The organism is Roseateles sp. P5_E4 (assembly GCF_054049255.1).
This window is the reverse complement of sequence record NZ_JBFUMS010000006.1, coordinates 137,182-156,459: the sequence shown is the minus strand read 5'-3', so window position 1 is coordinate 156,459 and position 19,278 is coordinate 137,182. Positions and strand designations below refer to the sequence as shown.

Annotated in this window: 19 protein-coding genes and 2 tRNA genes; 15 read left to right on the top strand and 6 right to left on the bottom strand. The window is 67.6% G+C overall.

Going from position 1 to position 19,278, the window contains the following annotated elements:
- Positions 1-47 precede the first annotated feature (47 nt).
- From ACXJLH_RS13640 to ACXJLH_RS13620, 5 genes are all read right to left on the bottom strand, one after another.
- On the bottom strand, positions 48-833 hold the full coding sequence (locus ACXJLH_RS13640; protein WP_457444660.1) for a LytR/AlgR family response regulator transcription factor: 786 nt from the start codon (positions 831-833) through the stop codon (positions 48-50).
- On the bottom strand, positions 830-1,900 hold the full coding sequence (locus tag ACXJLH_RS13635; protein WP_457444658.1) for a sensor histidine kinase: 1,071 nt from the start codon (positions 1,898-1,900) through the stop codon (positions 830-832). Before ACXJLH_RS13635 ends, ACXJLH_RS13640 begins: the two co-directional genes overlap by 4 nt.
- 81 nt (positions 1,901-1,981) lie before the next feature.
- A complete protein-coding gene (locus ACXJLH_RS13630) occupies positions 1,982-3,535 on the bottom strand; it encodes a helicase HerA-like domain-containing protein (RefSeq protein ID WP_457324347.1) in 1,554 nt (517 codons plus the stop codon).
- Between the two features lie 111 nt (positions 3,536-3,646).
- The gene (locus ACXJLH_RS13625) at positions 3,647-4,357 is read right to left on the bottom strand and encodes a PEP-CTERM sorting domain-containing protein (protein ID WP_457444656.1); all 711 of its coding nucleotides are present in this window, start codon (positions 4,355-4,357) and stop codon (positions 3,647-3,649) included.
- 43 nt (positions 4,358-4,400) lie between these two features.
- A complete protein-coding gene (locus ACXJLH_RS13620) occupies positions 4,401-6,440 on the bottom strand; it encodes a hypothetical protein (RefSeq protein ID WP_457444654.1) in 2,040 nt (679 codons plus the stop codon).
- 366 nt (positions 6,441-6,806) lie between these two features.
- Between ACXJLH_RS13620 and ACXJLH_RS13615 the strand changes: the two genes are divergently transcribed.
- From ACXJLH_RS13615 to ACXJLH_RS13545, 15 genes are all read left to right on the top strand, one after another.
- Positions 6,807-7,529, top strand: coding sequence for a YebC/PmpR family DNA-binding transcriptional regulator (locus ACXJLH_RS13615; protein ID WP_457444652.1), 723 nt, complete (start codon positions 6,807-6,809; stop codon positions 7,527-7,529).
- The gene (gene purD, locus ACXJLH_RS13610) at positions 7,529-8,815 is read left to right on the top strand and encodes a phosphoribosylamine--glycine ligase (RefSeq protein ID WP_457444650.1); all 1,287 of its coding nucleotides are present in this window, start codon (positions 7,529-7,531) and stop codon (positions 8,813-8,815) included. Before ACXJLH_RS13615 ends, purD begins: the two co-directional genes overlap by 1 nt.
- Positions 8,812-9,465 carry a 1-acyl-sn-glycerol-3-phosphate acyltransferase gene (locus ACXJLH_RS13605; RefSeq protein WP_457354147.1) on the top strand — a complete coding sequence of 218 codons (654 nt, stop codon included), beginning with the start codon at positions 8,812-8,814 and terminating at the stop codon, positions 9,463-9,465. Before purD ends, ACXJLH_RS13605 begins: the two co-directional genes overlap by 4 nt.
- Complete coding sequence (hemF, locus tag ACXJLH_RS13600; protein ID WP_056198991.1) at positions 9,462-10,397, top strand: oxygen-dependent coproporphyrinogen oxidase; 936 nt, start codon at positions 9,462-9,464, stop codon at positions 10,395-10,397. Before ACXJLH_RS13605 ends, hemF begins: the two co-directional genes overlap by 4 nt.
- Positions 10,394-10,981: a nicotinate-nucleotide adenylyltransferase gene (gene nadD / locus ACXJLH_RS13595; protein WP_457444648.1), complete on the top strand. Its 588-nt coding sequence runs from the start codon at positions 10,394-10,396 to the stop codon at positions 10,979-10,981. The genes hemF and nadD overlap by 4 nt, the downstream gene beginning before the upstream one ends.
- Positions 10,982-11,731 carry a ribosome silencing factor gene (gene rsfS / locus ACXJLH_RS13590; RefSeq protein ID WP_056198984.1) on the top strand — a complete coding sequence of 250 codons (750 nt, stop codon included), beginning with the start codon at positions 10,982-10,984 and terminating at the stop codon, positions 11,729-11,731.
- Complete coding sequence (gene rlmH / locus ACXJLH_RS13585; protein ID WP_056198982.1) at positions 11,731-12,198, top strand: 23S rRNA (pseudouridine(1915)-N(3))-methyltransferase RlmH; 468 nt, start codon at positions 11,731-11,733, stop codon at positions 12,196-12,198. The genes rsfS and rlmH overlap by 1 nt, the downstream gene beginning before the upstream one ends.
- Entirely contained in the window at positions 12,195-12,872 is a 678-nt protein-coding gene (locus ACXJLH_RS13580) for a Maf family protein (protein ID WP_457444646.1), read from the top strand. Before rlmH ends, ACXJLH_RS13580 begins: the two co-directional genes overlap by 4 nt.
- A gap of 61 nt (positions 12,873-12,933) precedes the next feature.
- Positions 12,934-14,427, top strand: a complete 1,494-nt coding sequence (gene rng / locus ACXJLH_RS13575; protein ID WP_056198977.1) for a ribonuclease G — start codon at positions 12,934-12,936, stop codon at positions 14,425-14,427.
- Between the two features lie 51 nt (positions 14,428-14,478).
- Positions 14,479-15,750 carry a Tol-Pal system beta propeller repeat protein TolB gene (gene tolB / locus ACXJLH_RS13570; protein WP_457444644.1) on the top strand — a complete coding sequence of 424 codons (1,272 nt, stop codon included), beginning with the start codon at positions 14,479-14,481 and terminating at the stop codon, positions 15,748-15,750.
- Between the two features lie 100 nt (positions 15,751-15,850).
- On the top strand, positions 15,851-16,387 hold the full coding sequence (pal, locus tag ACXJLH_RS13565) for a peptidoglycan-associated lipoprotein Pal (protein WP_457322682.1): 537 nt from the start codon (positions 15,851-15,853) through the stop codon (positions 16,385-16,387).
- 5 nt (positions 16,388-16,392) lie between these two features.
- Positions 16,393-17,172 (top strand): tol-pal system protein YbgF, encoded by a 780-nt coding sequence (gene ybgF, locus ACXJLH_RS13560; protein WP_457444642.1) that lies wholly within the window; start codon positions 16,393-16,395, stop codon positions 17,170-17,172.
- The gene (locus ACXJLH_RS13555; RefSeq protein WP_457444640.1) at positions 17,172-17,954 is read left to right on the top strand and encodes a tRNA threonylcarbamoyladenosine dehydratase; all 783 of its coding nucleotides are present in this window, start codon (positions 17,172-17,174) and stop codon (positions 17,952-17,954) included. The genes ybgF and ACXJLH_RS13555 overlap by 1 nt, the downstream gene beginning before the upstream one ends.
- Positions 17,955-18,021: 67 nt before the next feature.
- Positions 18,022-18,097, top strand: a tRNA-Lys gene (locus ACXJLH_RS13550).
- A gap of 74 nt (positions 18,098-18,171) precedes the next feature.
- Positions 18,172-18,247: transfer RNA gene (locus ACXJLH_RS13545), tRNA-Lys, on the top strand.
- A gap of 92 nt (positions 18,248-18,339) precedes the next feature.
- On the opposite strand, the gene ACXJLH_RS13540 is transcribed toward ACXJLH_RS13545, so the two are convergent.
- Entirely contained in the window at positions 18,340-19,128 is a 789-nt protein-coding gene (locus tag ACXJLH_RS13540) for a glycoside hydrolase family 19 protein (protein ID WP_457444638.1), read from the bottom strand.
- Positions 19,129-19,278: the final 150 nt, after the last annotated feature.

Here is a 19,278-nt window from a genome sequence, read left to right as displayed (position 1 = left end):
ATGGAAACCGTTTATACGGTTTTCATCGGAACCCCGCTATCGCGCGGCTACAGGGCTTTGAAACGATTTGCGTGCACGCGGCTGACGGTCAGCTTTTCGGGGCGCAGGCGCAGTTCCAGCAGCACCGTGCCGTTTTCCTGGCGCAGGGCGCGCGCCACGGCGTCGATGTTGACGACGGTGGAGCGGTGCACCTGCCAGAAGCGCTCGGCGTCCAGCTGCGGCAGCAGTTCGCGCAGCGACACGCGCACCCAGTAGTCGCGCTCGGCGGTCACGGCGCGCACGTATTTGTCGGCCGCCTCCAGGTAGACGATGTCGTCCAGCGGCACCAGCTCGATGGCGTCGCCGACGGCCGCCTGCAGATGACGCAACCTCGGTGCTGGCACCCTCACCTGGGTCAGCAACTGGCGCAGCGAGGCCAGCGTCGCTTCGCCTTGTGCCACTTGCTCGGGCTCGGCCAGGCGGGCCTGCAGCCGCGCCACGCACTGGGCCAGGCGTTCGGGCGTGACGGGCTTGAGCAGATAGTCCGCCGCGGCGGTCTCGAAGGCCTGCAGCGCGTACTGGTCATAGGCCGTCACGAAGACGAACAGCGGCAGGGCGCCGGCATCGTCGGGCCAGTCTTCGGTGATGGCCTGGGCGGCCTCCAGCCCCGTCATGCCAGGCATGCGGATGTCGAGGAAGCAGACCTGGGGGCGGTGCTGCAGCGCCAGCTCGACGGCGGCCGTACCGCTGCCGGCCTGGGCGACGATGTCCAGCGCTGGCCACGCGGCGGCCAGTTCGGCGCGCAGGTTCTCGGCGAGCAGGGGCTCGTCTTCGGCGATCAGGGCGGTGGTCATGTCGGAATCTCGATGCGGGCGACGCTGCCGCCGCCGGTTTGAGGTGTCAGCGCGAAGCTGGCGGTATCGCCATAGCGCTGCGCGAGGCGCTCCTTCACCTGCGCGAGGCCGAATCCCGTCCCGACGCCAGTCAACTCGCCGAGCGTGGCCAGACCGGCGCCGCTGTCGGCCACTTCAAGGATGAGGCGCTTGTCATCGCGCGCCGCCGTCACGCGCAGCTCGCCGCCCTCCACATGCGGCTCCAGCCCATGCTTGATGGCGTTCTCCACCAGCGGCTGCAGCAGCAGCGGCGGGATGGGAAGGCCCCCCAGTTCGGCCGGCAGAACCAGCTTCACGCGCAGCCGTTCGCCCATGCGCAGCTGCATCAACGCGAGGTAGTCCGACAGGCGCTCGAACTCCTCGTTCAGCGGGTGCTCGGTGGCGCGGCTGGCCTGCAGCGTGGCGCGTAGATAGGCAATGAGCTGATCCAGCATGCGCTGGGCCTCGTCGGGCCGCAGCTTGATCAGCACGCGCAGATGGGCCAGCGTGTTGAACAGCATGTGGGGTTCGAGCTGGCTCTGCAGCAGCGTCAGCCGCGCCTCGGCCGCCTGGCGCTGGGCCTGGGCCTGCTCCAGCCGCAACGCGTTCAGCCGGAACAGCGAGAAGAAGAAAAAGGTGCCCAGCACCGACACCAGCAGCACGAAGCTCACCGACACCGCCGCGCGGCCGCCGGGCATGTCCCAGGGCCGGCTGGCGTGCCGGCCGCTGAGGAGGTCGCCCAGCCACAGCCCGCCCGCGTAGCCGGCCAGCGCGCCCAGCAGCACGCAGGGGGCCACCCAGCCCCAGCCAACCCAGCCGTGGCGCAGTTGGGGCGAGTCGCCGCCTCGGCGGCGCAGCAGCAGGGCCACGCCGGCCATCAGCAGCGAGATGTAGAGCGAGATCTGCGCGCCGACGGTGAAGGAATACAGCATCGCAATGCCGAAGCTGCCGCCCTGCAGCAGAAAGTTCAGCAGGCCGACGACGACGCAGATGAGGGCGGTGCCGCCCACATGCGTCGTCCAGTCGTGGTTGCGGTCGGTGGAGGTCATGCGGCCAGCATCATGTGGCCTGCGCACTGGTGCAAGTGGTCTGCGACGAGCGGGGCCGACGCGGCGCGAGGCGCACGGCGTTCAGCGCCGGCGGCTGCCGCTTCCGCCCAGGATGCTGCCCAGCACGCCGCGGATGATCTCGCGGCCGACGGCCGAGCCGATGCTGCGCACGGCCGACTTGGCTGCGGTCTCGGCCAGGCCGGCGTGATGGGCGCCGCGCGGGCCGGTGGTGCCGAAGAGCACGTCCTTGAGCCCGCCGAGCATGCCGCCGCCTTCGTCGGCGGGCGCCGGTGCAGCAGGGCCGCCCTTGAACACCTGGCCGCCTTCCGCCGTGATGCCGCCGCCGCCTTGCGCCGCTGCGGGCTTGCCAGCGAGCTTCTCGTAGGCGGATTCGCGGTCCAGATGCTTCTCGTAGACGCCGGCGACCAGCGAGCTGGCGATGAGCTGCTGGCGCTGGGCCGGCGTGATCGGGCCGATCTGGCTGCCGGGCGGCAGCACGAAGACGCGCTCGGTGATGCTCGGCCGGCCTTTCTCGTCGAGCAGGCTGACGAGCGCCTCGCCGACGGCCAGCTCCATGATGGCGGTGGCAATGTCCAGACCCGGCTTGGCGCGCATGGTGTCGGCGGCGCTCTTGACGGCTTTCTGGTCACGCGGCGTGAAGGCGCGCAGCGCGTGCTGTACGCGGTTGCCGAGCTGGCCCAGCACCGCGTCGGGAATGTCCAGCGGGTTCTGCGTCACGAAGTACACGCCGACGCCCTTGGAGCGCACCAGGCGCACGACCAGCTCGATGCGCTCGACCAGGGCGTCGGGCGCATCCTTGAACAGCAGATGGGCCTCGTCGAAGAAGAACACTAGCTTGGGTCTCTCCAGGTCGCCGACCTCGGGCAGGGTCTCGAAAAGCTCGCTGAGCATCCACAGCAGGAAGGTCGCGTACAGCCGCGGCGCGTTCATCAGCTTGTCGGCGGCCAGCACATTGATGACGCCCAACCCCGATTCCGTCTGCATGAAGTCGGCGATGTTCAACATCGGTTCGCCGAAGAACTTGTCGCCGCCCTGGGCCTCGATCTGCAGCAGGCCGCGCTGGATCGCGCCGACGCTGGCGGCCGAGACATTGCCGTACTGCGTCGTGAACTGACTCGCGTTGTCACCCACATGCTGCAGCATGGCGCGCAGGTCCTTCAGGTCCAGCAGCAGCAGGCCGTTGTCGTCGGCGATCTTGAACACCATCTGCAGCACGCCGGCCTGCGTCTCGTTGAGCGCCAGCATGCGGCTCAAGAGCAGCGGGCCCATGTCGGACACGGTGGCGCGCACCGGGTGGCCCTGTTCGCCGAAGACGTCCCAAAGCGTGGTGGGGCAGGCGAGCTTCTCGGGCGCCTCCAGGCCGCGCTCCTTGAGCACGCCGAGCAGCTTCTCGCTCGGGTTGCCGGCCTGGCTGATGCCGGTCAGGTCACCCTTCACGTCGGCCATGAAGACCGGCACGCCCAGTTTGGAAAAGCTCTCGGCGAGTTTCTGCAGGCTGATGGTCTTGCCGGTGCCGGTGGCGCCGGTGATGAGGCCGTGGCGGTTGGCCAGCGCGGGCAGCAGCAGGCACTCGGTCTGCTCATGGCGGGCCAGCAGGATGGGGTCGGCGGGCATGGGGGGTCTCCGGATCAGGGGCAGGTAGGCTGCGGCGAGTCTAGCGGTCCGCTTTGACCACTTCGACTCGCCGCAGCCGCTGTCCGGAGGCTGTGACGCGCCCGCTGGCGCTCAGCTGGCGCGGCGCTTGGCCAGGCCCAGCAGCACCGAGCCGCCCAGCAGCAGGAGCAGGCCTGACGCCGGCTCGGGCACCGGCGCCAGGTGCACGTCGGCGACGGCCAGCGCCGAGGCGCCGAGCGCGTCGAAGCCGTCGAACACGCCCAGGCTGACGCTGTGTGCCCCGGCGGTCAGCGGCGCGCTGGTAAAGGTCAGGTAGGCCGTCTCGTCGAACAGCGGCGAGGCCGAGCCGCCCAGGAAGGTGGCGCTGTTGACGCTGGTCAGCTTGATGACGGTCGTCTTGTCGAGCACGACGTAGGCGGTGTCGTCGGCCGGGGTGCCCGGTGGGTCGTTGCTCATGAACTTCCACTGGAAGATCAGCCGCTCGCCGGCGGCGGCCGTGAAGTCCGCGCTCAGCCCGGAGCCGACGACGGCACCCATGCCGCTGAGCGAGGCGGCCCCGAGCCCGGCGAAGGATTCCAGCGAGGCTGCGGCCACCGCGCTGCCGCCGAACAGGAAGCCGGACGTGTCGGCCGTGCCGAGCACGGCCTGGGCGGTGAACCCGGCAGGTGGCGCGCCGAACTGGCTGGTGGTGTCCACGGCGACGTTGCCGGCCTTGGTCCAGCCGGCCAGGCCGCCGGCGAAGTCGCCATTGGTGACGCCCGCGGCCATCGCCGTCGATGCCGCCAGGCTCAGTGCGGCCAATGTGAATTTGAGTTGCTTCATCAGGGTCTCCAGACAACAGGGTAGGAAAGGGTGGCCGGCGCCTTCAGCGCACGGTGCCGATTTGCGTGATCTGCAGCGTGCTCTGCTGCTCGACGCCGAGGCCGGCCTTCACGCAGTCGAGCGCATTGGTGCTGACTTCGGGCTTGAACGACACGGACTGGCGCGAGCGCAGGTTGGTGCAGGTGACCTTGGCGATGTCCATGCCGCCGACCTGCACGGCCGGCAGCTGCGTGTTGACCAGGCCTACCTGCGAGACCTGCACCCGCTCCCCGTGCAGGGAGACGAGACCGGCCTTTTCGCAATCGAAGCTGCCATCGGTATTGGCTTGTACGCTGACCGACTGGCGGGTGTTCAGGTTGGCGCAGACCACCTTGCCGCGCAGCAGGCCGATCAGGATGCCGTCCACCGGCTTGGCACGCTTGCCGGCCACCTGCAGGAAGACGTGGGTGACCAGGTCCTTGGTGACGAAGGTCTTCTTGTCGGCGTCCCACTGCAGCGCATTGGGCTCAACCAGGTCGCCTTCGAGGAAGACCGAGGCGCCGGGGAAGGGGTCCGTCGCCAGCGCGCCCTTCACGTCGGGGTTGACTTCCTGTGCGCCGGCCGTCGCGTCCGTGACCTGGCCACGGAACTTGATGCGCACGTTGTGCCCGTCCTTGAGCAGGTTGCCGAGCACGAAGCGGGCTTCGCCGGGCTTGTCGGTCGAGCCGGCGGGCAGTTCCATGGCCGTCGGCAACTGCAGCTGGCGCCATGGCGTGATCGGCTCCTGCTGGTTGTCGAACAGCTTCACGCCACCCGTGGGGTCGAACAACATGCTGTCGATGTGTGCGGGCCGCGGCAGCACGAAGCCCCGCCAGTTGCGCAGCACCAGATTGGCCGCTGCGAGGTTGGCCAGGCCCAGAATGAAGTTGCCGTCCGCCGACAGGGTGCCGGTGTCGAAGGTGGGCACGCGTGGGTGCAGGGGCAGCGCCGACCCGCCGGCATCCAGCAGGGTCGCGTCGGCGATGACCACCTGGGTCGTGGTGTTGAGGATGTTCTCTTCCGCGAAATGCGTGCCGACGTGGAACTGCTCGGCGCCGCGCACCTGGCCGGCGATGCTGCCGGGCTGGTTGGGGCTGGCCCAGCCCTTGGCGGACTGCCAGGTTACGAAGTAGCGGTGGTAGSTGGTGCCCTTGAAGGTCCGCGTGCCGGACGCCACCACGCTGGGCGGGTTCCAGGGACTCAGCGAGCCGGTATAGGTGGACACCGGCGTGAGCGTGGTGCTGAGGCTGAGCACCTCCATGCGCAGCCGCGACGCGGTGGCGGAATTGGGGTTGACGAAGTCCCAGTTGGCCAGAGATTGCAGGGTCAGGCCGACGTTGTTGGCCAGGATGCCGAAGTCCTGATCGCTGAAGTGGCGGCGTTCGCCGACGCGATTCGTGCAGGGCATGGAAGGCCCGGCGGGCATGATGTGGTGGATGAAGGCGTCCTCCCCGGTGTGCACCACCGCGCTGTGCGAGAGGCCGTAGTTGTGCCCGGCCTCGTGCGCGGCCGTGCCGCCGATGCCCAGGGCCCAGCGGTCCAGCGTGTTGTTGGCGCCGGAAAGCTCGGCGCTGCAGAACACGCCATAGGAGCCGCCGAAGACGCGGGCGTGGTCGATGACGTCGGCGTCGCCGGTGTCCACCGCCTCGGCGATGCCGAACAGTGAGGGGTCGGTGTCCGCGCCGATGGCGACCATGTTGCGCCGCGCCGGCGGCGCGCCCAGCGCGTCCGGGTTGGTCGTCGTGGGCGGCAGCACCTGGACGTTGAACTCGCAGTAGTCGGTGGCCACCACATCGAAGATGCGGTCGCGCAGCTGGGTGGTGGTGCCGGCAGGCGCGCCCGGCAGCGAGCCGATGGCGAAGGTGCGCGCGGGCGAGACGTTGGTCGCGTAGGCGGGAAACGTGGCGTCGTTGGCCGTCGGGTAGTAGAGGAAGAGCTTGTTCGGCTTCATCGCGTCGATGGCGCCGTAGTTGTGATAGCAGACCGGGGCGGCCTGGACGGATGTGGACAGCAGCGCTGCACCTAAGCAGCCAGTCCATCGGAAATGAGCGGACAAACGGGTCATGAAAATCTCCTGAGAGCGGACCCTGGCGGGCAGGGACGACTCAAAGTTAGGCGCCGGCCTGCAGGGCTTCACCCACCCCTCACCCTTCAACGTGAGGAAGACTGCAGCTCTTAGGGGGACGCCCTTAGGAGGAGATTTCTAGGGGGAAGGTCCCAGCGGGCCGGGAGCTCCGCATGCCGCACACCCCCGCAGTTAGGCCAGTCCGGGCTGCGAATGCATGATGAAGTTCCGGACGCGTTGGCGCTGGCGAGGCCGCGGGAAGATGGACGCCCGCGAGCAGGCGGTGGGGTCGGGGGCAGGAGGCGGCCTCGTAGAATCGAGGGTTGCATGGCATCTGCGCCGTGCTGCCAAAGGAGCTAGAGCCACATGGCCGGACATTCCAAATGGGCCAACATCCAGCATCGCAAAGGCCGTCAGGACGAGAAGCGCGGCAAGATCTGGACCCGCATCATTCGTGAGATCAGCGTTGCCGCGCGCCAGGGCGGCCCCGACATCAAGGACAACCCGCGCCTGCGTCTGGCGGTGGACAAGGCCAAGGCCGCCAACATGCCGGCCGACCGCATCAAGTACAACATCGACAAGGCCAGCGGCAATATCGATGGCCTGACCTACGAGGAAATCCGCTACGAAGGCTATGGCATCGGTGGCGCGGCCATCATGATCGACACGATGACGGACAACCGCGTCCGCACCGTGGCCGAAGTGCGCCATGCTTTCAGCAAGTACGGCGGCAATATGGGCACGGACGGCTCGGTGGCCTTCCAGTTCAAGCATTGCGGCCAGTTGCTGTTCGCGCCGGGCACGCCGGAAGACAAGCTGATGGAAGTGGCGCTGGATGCCGGCGCCGAGGATGTCATCACCGGCGACGACGGCGCCATCGAGGTGCTGACCTCGCCCGCGGATTACGAGATCGTCAAGGCGGCGCTTGAGGCTGCCGGCCTGGTGCCGGAGCTGGCCGAAGTGACGATGCGGGCCGAGAACACGATCGAGTTGACCGGCGAAGACGCCGAACGCATGCAAAAGCTGCTTGACGTCATCGAAGACCTCGACGACACGCAAGCGGTCTATCACAACGCAGAATTGAACTGATGCGAGTCCTAGTCATTGGCAATGGTGGCCGCGAGCACGCGCTGGCCTGGAAGCTCGCCCAGGGCGAGCGAGTCAGCCAGGTTTACGTCGCCCCCGGCAACGGCGGCACGGCGCGTGACGAGCGGATCGAGACCGTGCCCATCGGCATGACCGACGCGCGCGCGCTGGCCGACTTCGCCGTCGAACAGAAGATGACGCTGACCGTCGTCGGCCCCGAGGTGGCGTTGGCGGCTGGCGTCGTCGACGAGTTCCGCGCGCGTGGCCTGCGCATCTTCGGGCCCACCAAGGCCGCGGCCCAGCTCGAGAGCTCCAAGGCCTTCGCCAAGGACTTCATGAAGCGCCATGGCATTCCGACGGCAGCCTACGAGACCTTCTCGGACGCCGCGGCCGCTCACGCCTATGTAGACGGCCGTGGCGCGCCCATCGTCATCAAGGCCGACGGCCTGGCAGCAGGCAAGGGCGTCGTCGTCGCGATGACGCTGGCCGAGGCCCACGAGGCGATCTCGTGGATCCTGGAGGACAACAAGCTGGGCGTGACGCACAACGCCGGCGGTGCGCGCGTCGTCATCGAGGACTTCCTCGAAGGCGAGGAGGCCAGCTTCATCGTCGTCTGCGACGGCAAGCATGTCGTGTCGCTGGCCACCAGCCAGGACCACAAGCGCCTGCTGGACGGCGACGCCGGCCCCAACACCGGCGGCATGGGCGCCTACTCGCCTGCGCCGGTCGTGACGCCGAATGTGCATGCCAAGGTCATGCACGAGATCATCCAGCCGACCATCACCGGCATGGCGCGTGACGGCCATCCGTTCACTGGCTTCCTGTATGCCGGCCTGATGATCGACGAGCATGGCCAGCCGCGCACGGTCGAGTTCAACACCCGCATGGGCGACCCCGAGACCCAGCCCATCATGATGCGGCTCAAGAGCGATCTCTTCGAGCTGATGATGCATGCCACCGACGGCACGTTGGACGAGGTCGAGCTGCAGTGGGACCGTCGCGTGGCGCTCGGCGTCGTGCTGGCGGCCGAGGGCTACCCGCTCAACCCGCGCAAGGGCGACGCCATCAGCGGCCTGCCGGAGGACGACGACGAGGCCATGGTCTTTCACGCCGGCACGGCGATGGTCGATGGACAGCTCGTCACCAGCGGTGGCCGCGTGCTTTGCGTGACGGCCCTGGGTGAATCCGTGCGCACCGCCGCGCAGAGCGCCTATGAGCTGGCCACGGGCATCCAGTTCGCGGGCCGCCAGTACCGCAGCGACATCGGCCATCGGGCCATCAAGCGTTGAACCCGACTTTCCCCATTCAGCCCATTGTCCTGACCGGGCCCCTGCGCCCGCATGGCCCGTCCAGCGCCCTGGCGCGCTGGCTGCTGGGGCTGTTCGGCTGGACGGTGGATGCACCCGGCGTGCCGGCGGAGCAGGGTGTCATCCTGGTCTATCCGCACACCTCCAACTGGGACTTCGTCATCGGTCTGCTGGCCAAGTGGGCCGTCGGCATCCAGCTGCGCTTCTGGGGCAAGGACAGTCTGTTCAAGACGCCCTTGCTCAGCCACTGGATGCGCTGGATCGGCGGTGTCGGCGTGGATCGCAGCAGCTCGCATGGCATCGTCGCTGACACGGTGCGCCAGATGCAGGCCGCCGCGGCGCGTGGCGAGCGCTTCTGGCTGGCCGCCGCGCCCGAGGGCACGCGTTCGCTGAAGAGCGGTTGGCGCACCGGCGCTTACCAGGTGGCCGTGCAGGCCGGCGTGCCGGTGGGGCTGTGCTATTTCGATTTCGAGCAGCGCGTCGTCTCGGTGACGCGCTTCGTCATGCTGACCGGCGATGTGCAGGCCGACTTCGCGCTCTTTGCCGCCTATTTCGGCACGCGCGTCGGCAAGCGCCCCGAACTGGCCAGTCCGATTCAGCCTCGCTCATCGAACACCGGCCCGCGCACATGAACACCCAAGCCGTCCGCGACTATCTGCTCGAGTTGCAACAGCGCATCGTCACGGCGCTGGAAGGGGTCGACGGCAATGCCTTCGCGTCCGACGGCTGGACACGCGAGCCCGGTGGCCGGCTCGAAGGCGATGGCCTGTCGCGGCTCATCGAGGGCGGCCCGGTCTTCGAGCGCGGTGGCGTCAACTTCTCGCATGTGAAGGGCCGCGTGCTGCCGCCGTCGGCGACGCAGCATCGCCCCGAACTCGCCGGAGCGCCCTTCGAGGCCTTGGGCGTGTCGCTGGTGCTGCACCCGCACAACCCCTTTGTGCCGACGGTGCACATGAATGTGCGTGCCTTCATCGCCTTGCCGCCTGGGCTGCCTGCCGTGACCTGGTTCGGCGGCGGCATGGACCTGACACCCTACTACGGCTACGAGCGCGACGCGCAGCATTTCCATCGCGTCTGCCGCGACGCGCTGCAACCGCATGGCACCGAGCTGTACCCGAAGTTCAAGGCCTGGTGCGACGACTACTTCTTCCTGAAGCACCGCCAGGAGCCGCGCGGCATTGGCGGCATCTTCTTCGACGACTTTGCCGAAGGTGGTTTCGACACGGGCTTTGCGCTGATGCGCTCCGTCGGCGATGCCTTCCTGGCTGCCTATCTGCCCATCGTCGAGCGCCGCCAGGGGTATGCCTATGGCGAACGTGAGCGCGACTTCCAGGCCTATCGCCGTGGTCGCTATGTCGAGTTCAATCTTGTCTGGGACCGCGGCACCCTGTTCGGCCTACAGTCGGGCGGCCGCACCGAATCCATCCTCATGTCCATGCCCCCACAAGTGAAGTGGCGCTACGACTGGGCGCCCGAGCCGGGCACGCCCGAGGCGAAGCTGTACAGCGACTTCCTGCGCCCACGCGATTGGGCCGGCGAAACACCCACCGCACTGTGGCTGTGAAACTGGCAATCTTCGGCGGCAGTTTTGACCCGCCCCATCTCGGCCACCTGGCCTTCGCCCGCTTTGCGCTGGACGCGCTGGCGCCGGACCGCATGGTCTGGCTGCCCGCCGGCCGGCAGTGGCAGAAGCCCGACCAGATCATGGCCGCTGCCGTGCACCGTGCAGGCATGATCAAGCGCCTCATCGCCGGAGAGCCGCGCTTCGTGGTTGATGAGCGCGAACTGCACCGCCGCGGCCCCAGCTTCACGGCCGATACCCTGCGTGAGTTCGCCAGCCAGAACGCTGGCACGGAGTTGATGTTCCTGATCGGCCAGGACCAGTACGCCCGCCTGCCGAGCTGGTACCAAGTTGAAACCATCACCACGCTGGCGACGCTGGTCGTCGTGCCGCGTGCCGGCGAGGCCGTCGTGACCCCGCCAGGCCTGCCGGCACACCGCCTGCAGGTGCTGGCCCTGCCCGAAATTCCCCTTTCGTCCACCGCCGTGCGCGACGCCGTCGCGCGCGGCGAGGACATCAGCCCCATGGTGGGCGCCGAGGTGGCGAGCTATATTGCCTCGCACCGCCTCTACGAGAAGAAGCACTGAATGGACATTCGCAAGCTGCAACGAGCCATCGTCGATGGTCTCGAAGACGTCAAGGCCCAGAACATCGTTGTGTTCAACACCGAGCATCTGTCGCCTCTGTTCGAGCGCGTCATCATCGCCTCGGGCACGAGCAACCGGCAGACCAAGGCCCTCGCGTCCAGCGTGCGTGAAACGGTCAAGGGGCGCGGCATGCAGGTCATGCGCACCGAGGGCGAGGACAACGGCGAATGGATCATCGTCGACTGCGGCGCCGCCGTCGTCCACGTGATGCAGCCCGCCATCCGCGACTACTACCACCTCGAAGAGATCTGGGGCGACAAGCCCGTCAAGCTCAAGCTCGGTAGCACCGAGACCAGGCTGGTCAAGGCCTCCGAGGAGCCCGCTGCCGCACCGGTCAAGACGGCGCGCAAGGCGACGGCGTCCAAGCCCATCACGACCAGGGCTGCGCCCAAACCCGCCGCGAAACCTGCAGCCAAGGCGGGTGCCAACAAGGCGGTGCCGTCGGCGGCCGCCAAGAAGGCGGTTGCCAAGAAGGCCGCAGCGGGCACCCAGGCGCCCAAGAAGGGCGTGACCCGCAGCGTGGGCGTGAAGACGGCAGCACCCGTCAAGACCGTGAAGGTCGGCGCCGGCCAGGGTGTCGGCAAGGCGGCTACGGCCAAGCGGGTCGCGCCTGCGGCCAAGCCAGCCGCCAAGGCAGCACCCCGCGCGCCTGCCAAGCCTGCCGGCCGCGCGGCGCCGAAAAAGGGCTGATGCGCCTTTTCCTCGTCGCCGTGGGCCAGCGCCAGCCGGCCTGGGCCGACACCGCCTACGAGGACTTCGCCAAGCGCTTTCCGCCCGAGCTCAAGCTGGAGTTGAAGGCTGTCAAGGCCGAGACGCGCGGCAGCAAGACGGCGGAGCAGTTGATGGCGGCCGAGGCCGCACGCATCGAGGCAGCGTTGCCCAAGGGCGTGCGCCGCATCATCCTGGACGAGCGTGGCGAGCGCCGCACCTCAGTGCAGTTGGCTGAGCGGCTGAAGCTGTGGATGGGTGAGGGCCGCGATGCCGCCCTCATCATCGGCGGGCCCGACGGCCTGCATCCCGATCTCAAGGCCACGGCCGACGAGACCTTGCGGCTGTCGGACCTCACCTTGCCCCATGCCTTCGCCCGCGTACTGCTGGCCGAAGGCCTGTACCGCGCCTGGACCGTGACGACCGGCCACCCGTATCACCGCGAATGAATATGACCCCCAAGACGACTTCGTCGTCGGCCCCCCATGGGGGCGCGACCGGCTTGGGACGGCCCGGCGCCGGTCCCCGCTCCATCTACCTCGCCTCGCAAAGCCCGCGCCGCCGCCAGTTGCTGGAGCAACTCGGCGTCAGGCATGAGTTGCTGCTGCCCGGTGCCGACGAAGATGCGGAAGCGCTGGAGGCGGTCCAAGCCGACGAGGTGCCCGAGACCTATTGCGCCCGCGTCACCGCGGCCAAGCTGGATGCGGCGTTGGCCCGTCTGGCCGCGCGTGGGCTGCCGTCGGCGCCCATCCTGTGTGCGGACACGACTGTGGCTGTCGACGGCCTCATCCTCGGCAAACCCGCCGACGATGCCGACGCGGCACGCATGCTGGCCTTGATGTCGGGTCGCACGCACCGCGTCATCACCGCCGTTGCGGTGGCCGATGCGGCGCATCGCGCGGCGGCGCTGAATGTCTCTCACGTGGAATTCGCGCCGCTGTCGGCCGCGCAGATCGACCGCTACGTCGCCAGCCGCGAGCCGTTCGGCAAAGCTGGCGCCTATGCCATCCAGAGCCAGGCAGCCGCCTGGATCGTGAAGATTGCCGGTAGCTACTCGGGCATCATGGGGTTGCCCCTCTTTGAGACGGCGCAGCTGTTGGACAAATTCGGCTTTGAGTTCTGACCCTGAGTTTTGATGCGTGCCGCCTCCACCGGCGGCACGCATCAGCATTCAAAGGCAAGAGATGGAAGACATCCTGATCAACTGGTCACCGCAGGAGACGCGGGTGGCCGTGGTCGAGAACGGCGCGGTGCAGGAGCTGCACATCGAGCGCACGTTGGAGCGGGGCCTGGTGGGCAACGTCTACCTCGGCAAGGTGGTGCGCGTGCTGCCTGGCATGCAGAGCGCCTTCATCGATATCGGCCTGGAGCGCGCCGCCTTTCTGCACGTTGCCGACCTGCACAGTGCCTCGCAGTTCGGACATGGCCGGCACCAGAACGGCCATGGCGTCGAGGTGCCTCCCACGCCCATCGAGCGCCTCATCTTCGAAGGCCAACCGCTGACGGTGCAGGTCATCAAGGACCCCATCGGCACCAAGGGCGCACGGCTGTCCAGCCAGATCAGCATCGCCGGCCGCATGCTGGTCTATCTGCCGCAGGACGAGCACATCGGCGTCAGCCAGAAGATCGGCTCGCCCGAGGCGCGCGAGGCCTTGCGCGCGCGCATGGTCGCACTGGTGGGGACAAAGGAGCAGGGCGGTGGCGGCGGCTTCATCCTGCGCACGAACGCAGAGGACGCCAGCGACGAGGAGCTCGGTGCCGACATCGCCTATCTGCGCAAGACCTGGCAGCAGATCCGCGCGGGTGCGCTGACAACGCCGCCGGCCAGCCTGTTGCACCAGGACTTGAGCCTCGTCGAGCGCGTGCTGCGCGACCTGACGAGCGAACGCACGGGCTCCATCCGCATCGACTCCAAGATGCAGTACGACGTGTTGCGCGGCTTCGGCGAGACCTTCATGCCGGCCGCCACGGCCAAGCTGGAGCATTACCGCGGTGAACGGCCCATCTTCGACCTGTGCAATGTCGACGCCGAGATCGCCCGCGCGCTGGCGCGCAAGGTGGAGCTGAAGTCTGGCGGCTCGCTGGTGTTCGACCAGACCGAGGCGATGACGACCATCGACGTCAACACCGGCGGTTTCGTCGGTGCCAAGAACTTCGACGACACCATCTTCAAGACCAACCTCGAAGCGGCGGGCTCCATCGCCCGCCAGTTGAGGCTGCGCAATCTGGGCGGCATCATCATCGTCGACTTCATCGACATGACGCGTGAGGAGCACAGGACGGCGGTGCTGGCCGAGTTCCGCAAGCAGCTGGGCCGGGACCGCACCAAGGTGACCGTCGGCGGCTTCACGCAGCTGGGCCTGGTCGAGATGACGCGAAAGCGCACGCGCGAGTCGCTGGCGCGCATGCTCTGCGAGCCCTGCCCGACCTGCGAGGGCCGTGGCCAGGTGAAGACGGCGCGCTCGGTCTGCTACGACATCCTGCGCGAGATCCTGCGCGAGGCACGCCAGTTCTCCCCCCGCGAGTTCCGCGTCGTGGCCGCCGCCAACGTCGTCGAGATGATGCTCGACGAAGAGAGCGCCCACCTGGCTGGCCTGTCGGACTTCATCGGCAAGCCCATCTCGCTGACCGCCGAGCCGACCAACCAGACGGAACATTACGACATCGTCCTACTCTGAAGTGGCGCGGCACTGCGGCAGAATTCCGGACCGCACTGCAAAGTCCACTGCATGATCTCTCGCCGTCTCAGCCTTGCCGCGCTTGCGGCCTTTCCTGCCGCCTCGGCCCTGGCCCAGGTGCGCATCGACATCGCCGGCACGGGCGGCACCCGCATCCCGGTGGCCATCGTCGATTTCCGCGATGACGCCAAGGCCTCGGCCCAGCCGATCGCCGCCATCGTGCGCGCCGACCTGGAACGCAGCGGCCTGTTTCGCAGCGTCGATGCACCCACCGGGCTGAACGAGACGAGCAGCCCGGCCTGGCCCGACTGGAAGGCCCGCCAGGCCGATGCGCTTGCGGCGGGTTCGATCACCCGCCTGGCCGACGGACGGCTGGATATCCGCTTCAAGCTCTGGGACGTCGTCAACCGCACCGAGCTCCTCGGCGAAGCGCATGCCGTGCATCCCGATGATGCCCGCCTTGCCGCGCATCGCATCGCCGACACCATCTACCAGAAGCTCACCGGCGAGCGCGGCGTGTTCGCCACCCGCATGGCCTATGTGACCAAGGCCGGCCCGCGCTACAGCCTGGTCGTTGCCGACGCAGACGGCGAGGGCGCCAAGGTCGCATTGACCAGCCCCGATCCCATCATCTCGCCAGCCTGGGCGCCCAATGGCCGCGAACTCGCCTACGTGACCTTCGAAAGCCGCAAGGCCACGGTGCGCGTCCAGGACGTGCAGACTGGCGGCCGCCGCGTGCTGGCCGACTTCAAGGGCACCAACAGCGCGCCGGCCTGGTCGCCCGATGGCTCGCAGCTCGTGCTCAGCCTGTCGCGCGACGGGGGGACCCAGCTCTTCGTCATCAACCGTGACGGCTCGGGCCTGCGTCGCCTCACGCAAAGCGGCGCCATCGACACCGAGGCCTGCTACTCGCCCGATGGCAGCAAGATCTTTTTCGTTAGCGACCGTGGCGGCGGCCCGCAGATCTACCGCATTCCGGCCAGTGGTGGCGCGGCCGAGCGTGTGACCTTCAACGGCAACTACAACATCAGCCCGGCGGTCAGCCCTGACGGCCGCACGCTGGCCTACATCACCCGCATCAGTGGTGCCTTCCGCCTGTCGGTGATGGATCTCGGCACCGGCCAGTCACAGCAGATCAGCGAAGCCAACGACGACGAAAGCCCGGCGTTCGCGCCCAATGGCAAGCTCATCGTGTACGCGAGCCGTGCCGGTGGCAAGGAAGTGCTGATGACGACGACGCTGGACGGCAAGATGAAGACGCCGCTGCTCGTCACTTTGGTAGAGGTTCGTGAACCCACGTGGGGTCCTTTTACACGCCAGTAACTTGACAGTTCGCACCGTGTTGGACAATGGCGCGCCCGCGCCGCCGATGGCGCTGCGCCCCCCCATCCCCCGCCCCCTGTCTGTTGTGGAGACTATTCGAATGAAACTGACCCGCTATGCGCTCACTTTGATTGCCGCCGCCGCCTTGGCCGGCTGCAGCTCCGCCGTCAAGTTGGACGAGCCCGCGCCGGTCGAGACGCGCCAGCCCACACCGCCCCCGGCGACCCCTGAGCAGCAGCCGACAACCGCGCAGACCGCTGTCCCGACGGTTGACCTGTTCAGCCAGTACACCCAGGAAGTCAACAAGGGCGCCAATCGCGTCGTCTACTTCGACTACGACAGCGACGTCGTCAAGGAAGAGTACCGCCCGCTGGTCGACCTGCATGCCAAGCGCCTGAACGCCAACAAGCGCGCCGCGCTGAACCTCGAAGGCCACACCGACGAGCGTGGCGGCCGCGAGTACAACCTGGCCCTCGGCCAGCGCCGTGCCGAAGCCGTTGCCAAGTCGCTGACGCTGCTGGGCGTCGGTGCGGCCCAGGTCGAAGCCGTCAGCTACGGCAAAGAGCGCCCCGCCGCGCAAGGCAGCGGCGAAGAAGTCTGGGCCAAGAATCGTCGCGTCGAGCTCAAGGACAAGTGAAAGTGATGCGCGCTCTGCGACTGTCGCTGATGACGCTGGCCGCGAGCGCGGCTTTCATGCAGCCCGCAAAGGCGGGCCTGTTCGAGGATGATGAAGCCCGCAAGGCCATCCTCGAGCTGCGTGGCACGGTGAAGGCCAACGAGGACGCTGCCAAGCAGCGTGCCGAACAGCTCAACACGCTGGTCCAGGATCAGCTGCAGCCGCTGCGCCGCAGCATGCTGGACCTGAATGGCCAGATCGATGCGCTGCGCAGCGAGATCGCCAAGCTGCGCGGCGCCAACGAGCAACTCGCTCGCGACCTGGCCGACACCCAGCGCAAGCTGACCGATCAGTCGCAGTCCGTCGAAGCGCGCTTCAAGCCGCTGGAGCCGCAGAAGGTCAGCCTCGATGGCCGCGAATTCCAGGTGAACCCGGACGAGCGCAACCAGTACGAAGCCGCCATCGGCCTCGTGCGCCGTGGCGACTTCGCCGAGGCTGTCGCCGCGCTCAATGCCTTCCTGAAGCGCTACCCCGCCAGCGGCTATACCGACTCGGTGCGCTTCTGGCTCGGCAACGCCCAGTACGGCAAGCGCGACTACAAGGACGCCGTTGCGACCTTCAAAGCTTTCATCGCCGGCAATCCTGACCATCCGCGCGCGGCCGAAGCCCTGCTCGCGCTGGCCAATTGCCAGATCGAGCTGAAGGACAACAAGGCCGCCCGGCGCAGCCTCGACGACCTCATCAAGGCCTATCCCGGCACCGAGGCCGCCCAGGCCGCCAAGGAACGGTTGGCGGCACTGCGTTGATGTCCGCTGATCAGCTGGACGCTGATCTGGAGCGCCGCTTCGGCGGCCTGCGCCGTCTGCACGGCGACGTCGCCTACCAGCGCCTGCGCGCCGCGCGCTTCGCGGTCGTCGGCCTGGGCGGCGTCGGTTCCTGGGCCGTCGAGGCCCTGGCGCGCAGTGGCGCGGCGGAGCTGACGCTGATCGACCTGGACCAGGTTTCCGAATCCAACATCAACCGCCAGATCCAGGCTCTCGGGTCGACCGTCGGTATGGCCAAGGCTGAGGCGCTGAGGCAGCGTATTGCCGACATCCACCCCGGCTGCGCGGTGCGCGTCGTCGAGGAATTTGTCGAACCCGAGAATTGGCCCGCGCTGATCGGCGATGCGGAGTTCGACGGGCTCATCGACTGTTGCGACCAGGTCCGCGCCAAGGCCGTGCTGGCTGCCTGGGCCCGTGAGCTTGAGCTGCCTTTCGTCACCGTCGGCGCCGCCGGCGGCAAGCGCGAGCCGCATCGCGTGGAGCTCGACGACCTCAGCGCCACGACTCACGATCCGCTGCTGGCGTCGCTGCGCCAGCGCCTGCGCAAGCACCACGGTGCGGCGCGTGCCGGGAAGATGGGTGTCGCCTGCGTGTACTCACGTGAGCCGGTGCATCTGCCGCAGCAAGGTGAGGGCGAAGCCTGTGATGTTGACGGCAGCCTGAACTGCCATGGTTACGGCTCCAGCGTCACCGTCACGGCGACCTTTGGCCTGTGCGCGGCAGCCGAGTTGCAGCGCCTGCATCTGAGTCGAAAACCGGGCTGACGGCAATTCAAGGATTTCTTGCGGAGCCTCTAAAAACCTGCCTATAATGGCGGGCTCTGCTTGACACGGGACGTTAGCTCAGTCGGTAGAGCAGCGGACTTTTAATCCGTTGGTCGCAGGTTCGAATCCTGCACGTCCCACCAGAATTTAGAGCGATGATTCGACGGAATCAACGCTACAATCTTTGGCTTAGCTTCGGTCCCCCGAAGTTGAATCAGGGCTCTTAGCTCAGTTGGTAGAGCAGCGGACTCTTAATCCGTAGGTCGAGTGTTCGAGTCACTCAGGGCCCACCAAAATTTAAGAAGCAAAAAGGCACTTGGCGAACCGCCAAGTGCCTTTTTTGCGTTTGGGCGTGGCGTCGGGAGACGTCGCAGCAGCGCGAGGTTCAGAGCCCCAGCAGGGCCTTGGCGCGCGCCAGATGCTCCAGGCGATCGTCCAGTCCGTTGTAGCCGCCATTGATCCGCTTGGTGACAGCCTTGGCGTCGTCGGCTTCGGCGAGCGGGCCGATGCCACGCGTCTTCCAGAACCAGCAGGCCACGTCGACGCAGGCGAACGGGTCCAGGGCCAGCTGCGTGGGGTCGCCGATGTAGTCGTTGCCTGTGAACTTGCTGTAGTCCCGGTAGTTGTTGCGACCGGTGAGCTGGATCAGCCCGCGGCCCTTGAAGCGTGGGCCGTCGCCGGGCTCCGTGTTGCCGAGATCGGTGCGGCCGTCATAGGCGTTGCCGCTGGCCAGTTCCTCGGAATAAAGCAGTGAGCCGGACTCGTGTGCGAGCTGGGCGATGAAGTGAGCGATCTGCCGCGGCGTGTCGATGCCATAGCGTGTCATGCCCTTCACCAGCGGCTCGAAGTAGAGGTCGATGCGCTTTTGCATGGCCCGTGGCATCACGATGCCGAGCTTCTCCTTGGTCGCGCCGGGAGGCAGGCCCGCCAGCAACCGCGTCATCGTGGCGTCGCCCGGTGTCACCAGGCCATCCGACTCCGGCAGGCCCATGGCCTGGGTCTCGAAGGCACGGATCGCGTCGATGGTGTTGGGGCCGATCTGCCCGTCCACCCCCAACTGCTTGAGCGCTGCGCCGCTCCAGGCCTCGCTGTTCATGTTGAGCAGGACCTGGACGATGCGGACATCGGCGACATCGTTGCGGGCACCCAGCCCGACGCTCTTGGCAATGCACATGGCAACGGCTCCCATCAGGAAGAAGAGGTGTCGACCTTATGCGCCCGCCGCCGCCAGCGAATCCCCAATCAGGATGAGACAGCGATGGCCCGCAACTGCCGGTCCCACCAGGGCGTGTCGCCGATCTCCGCGCGCAGGTGGTCGATGAAG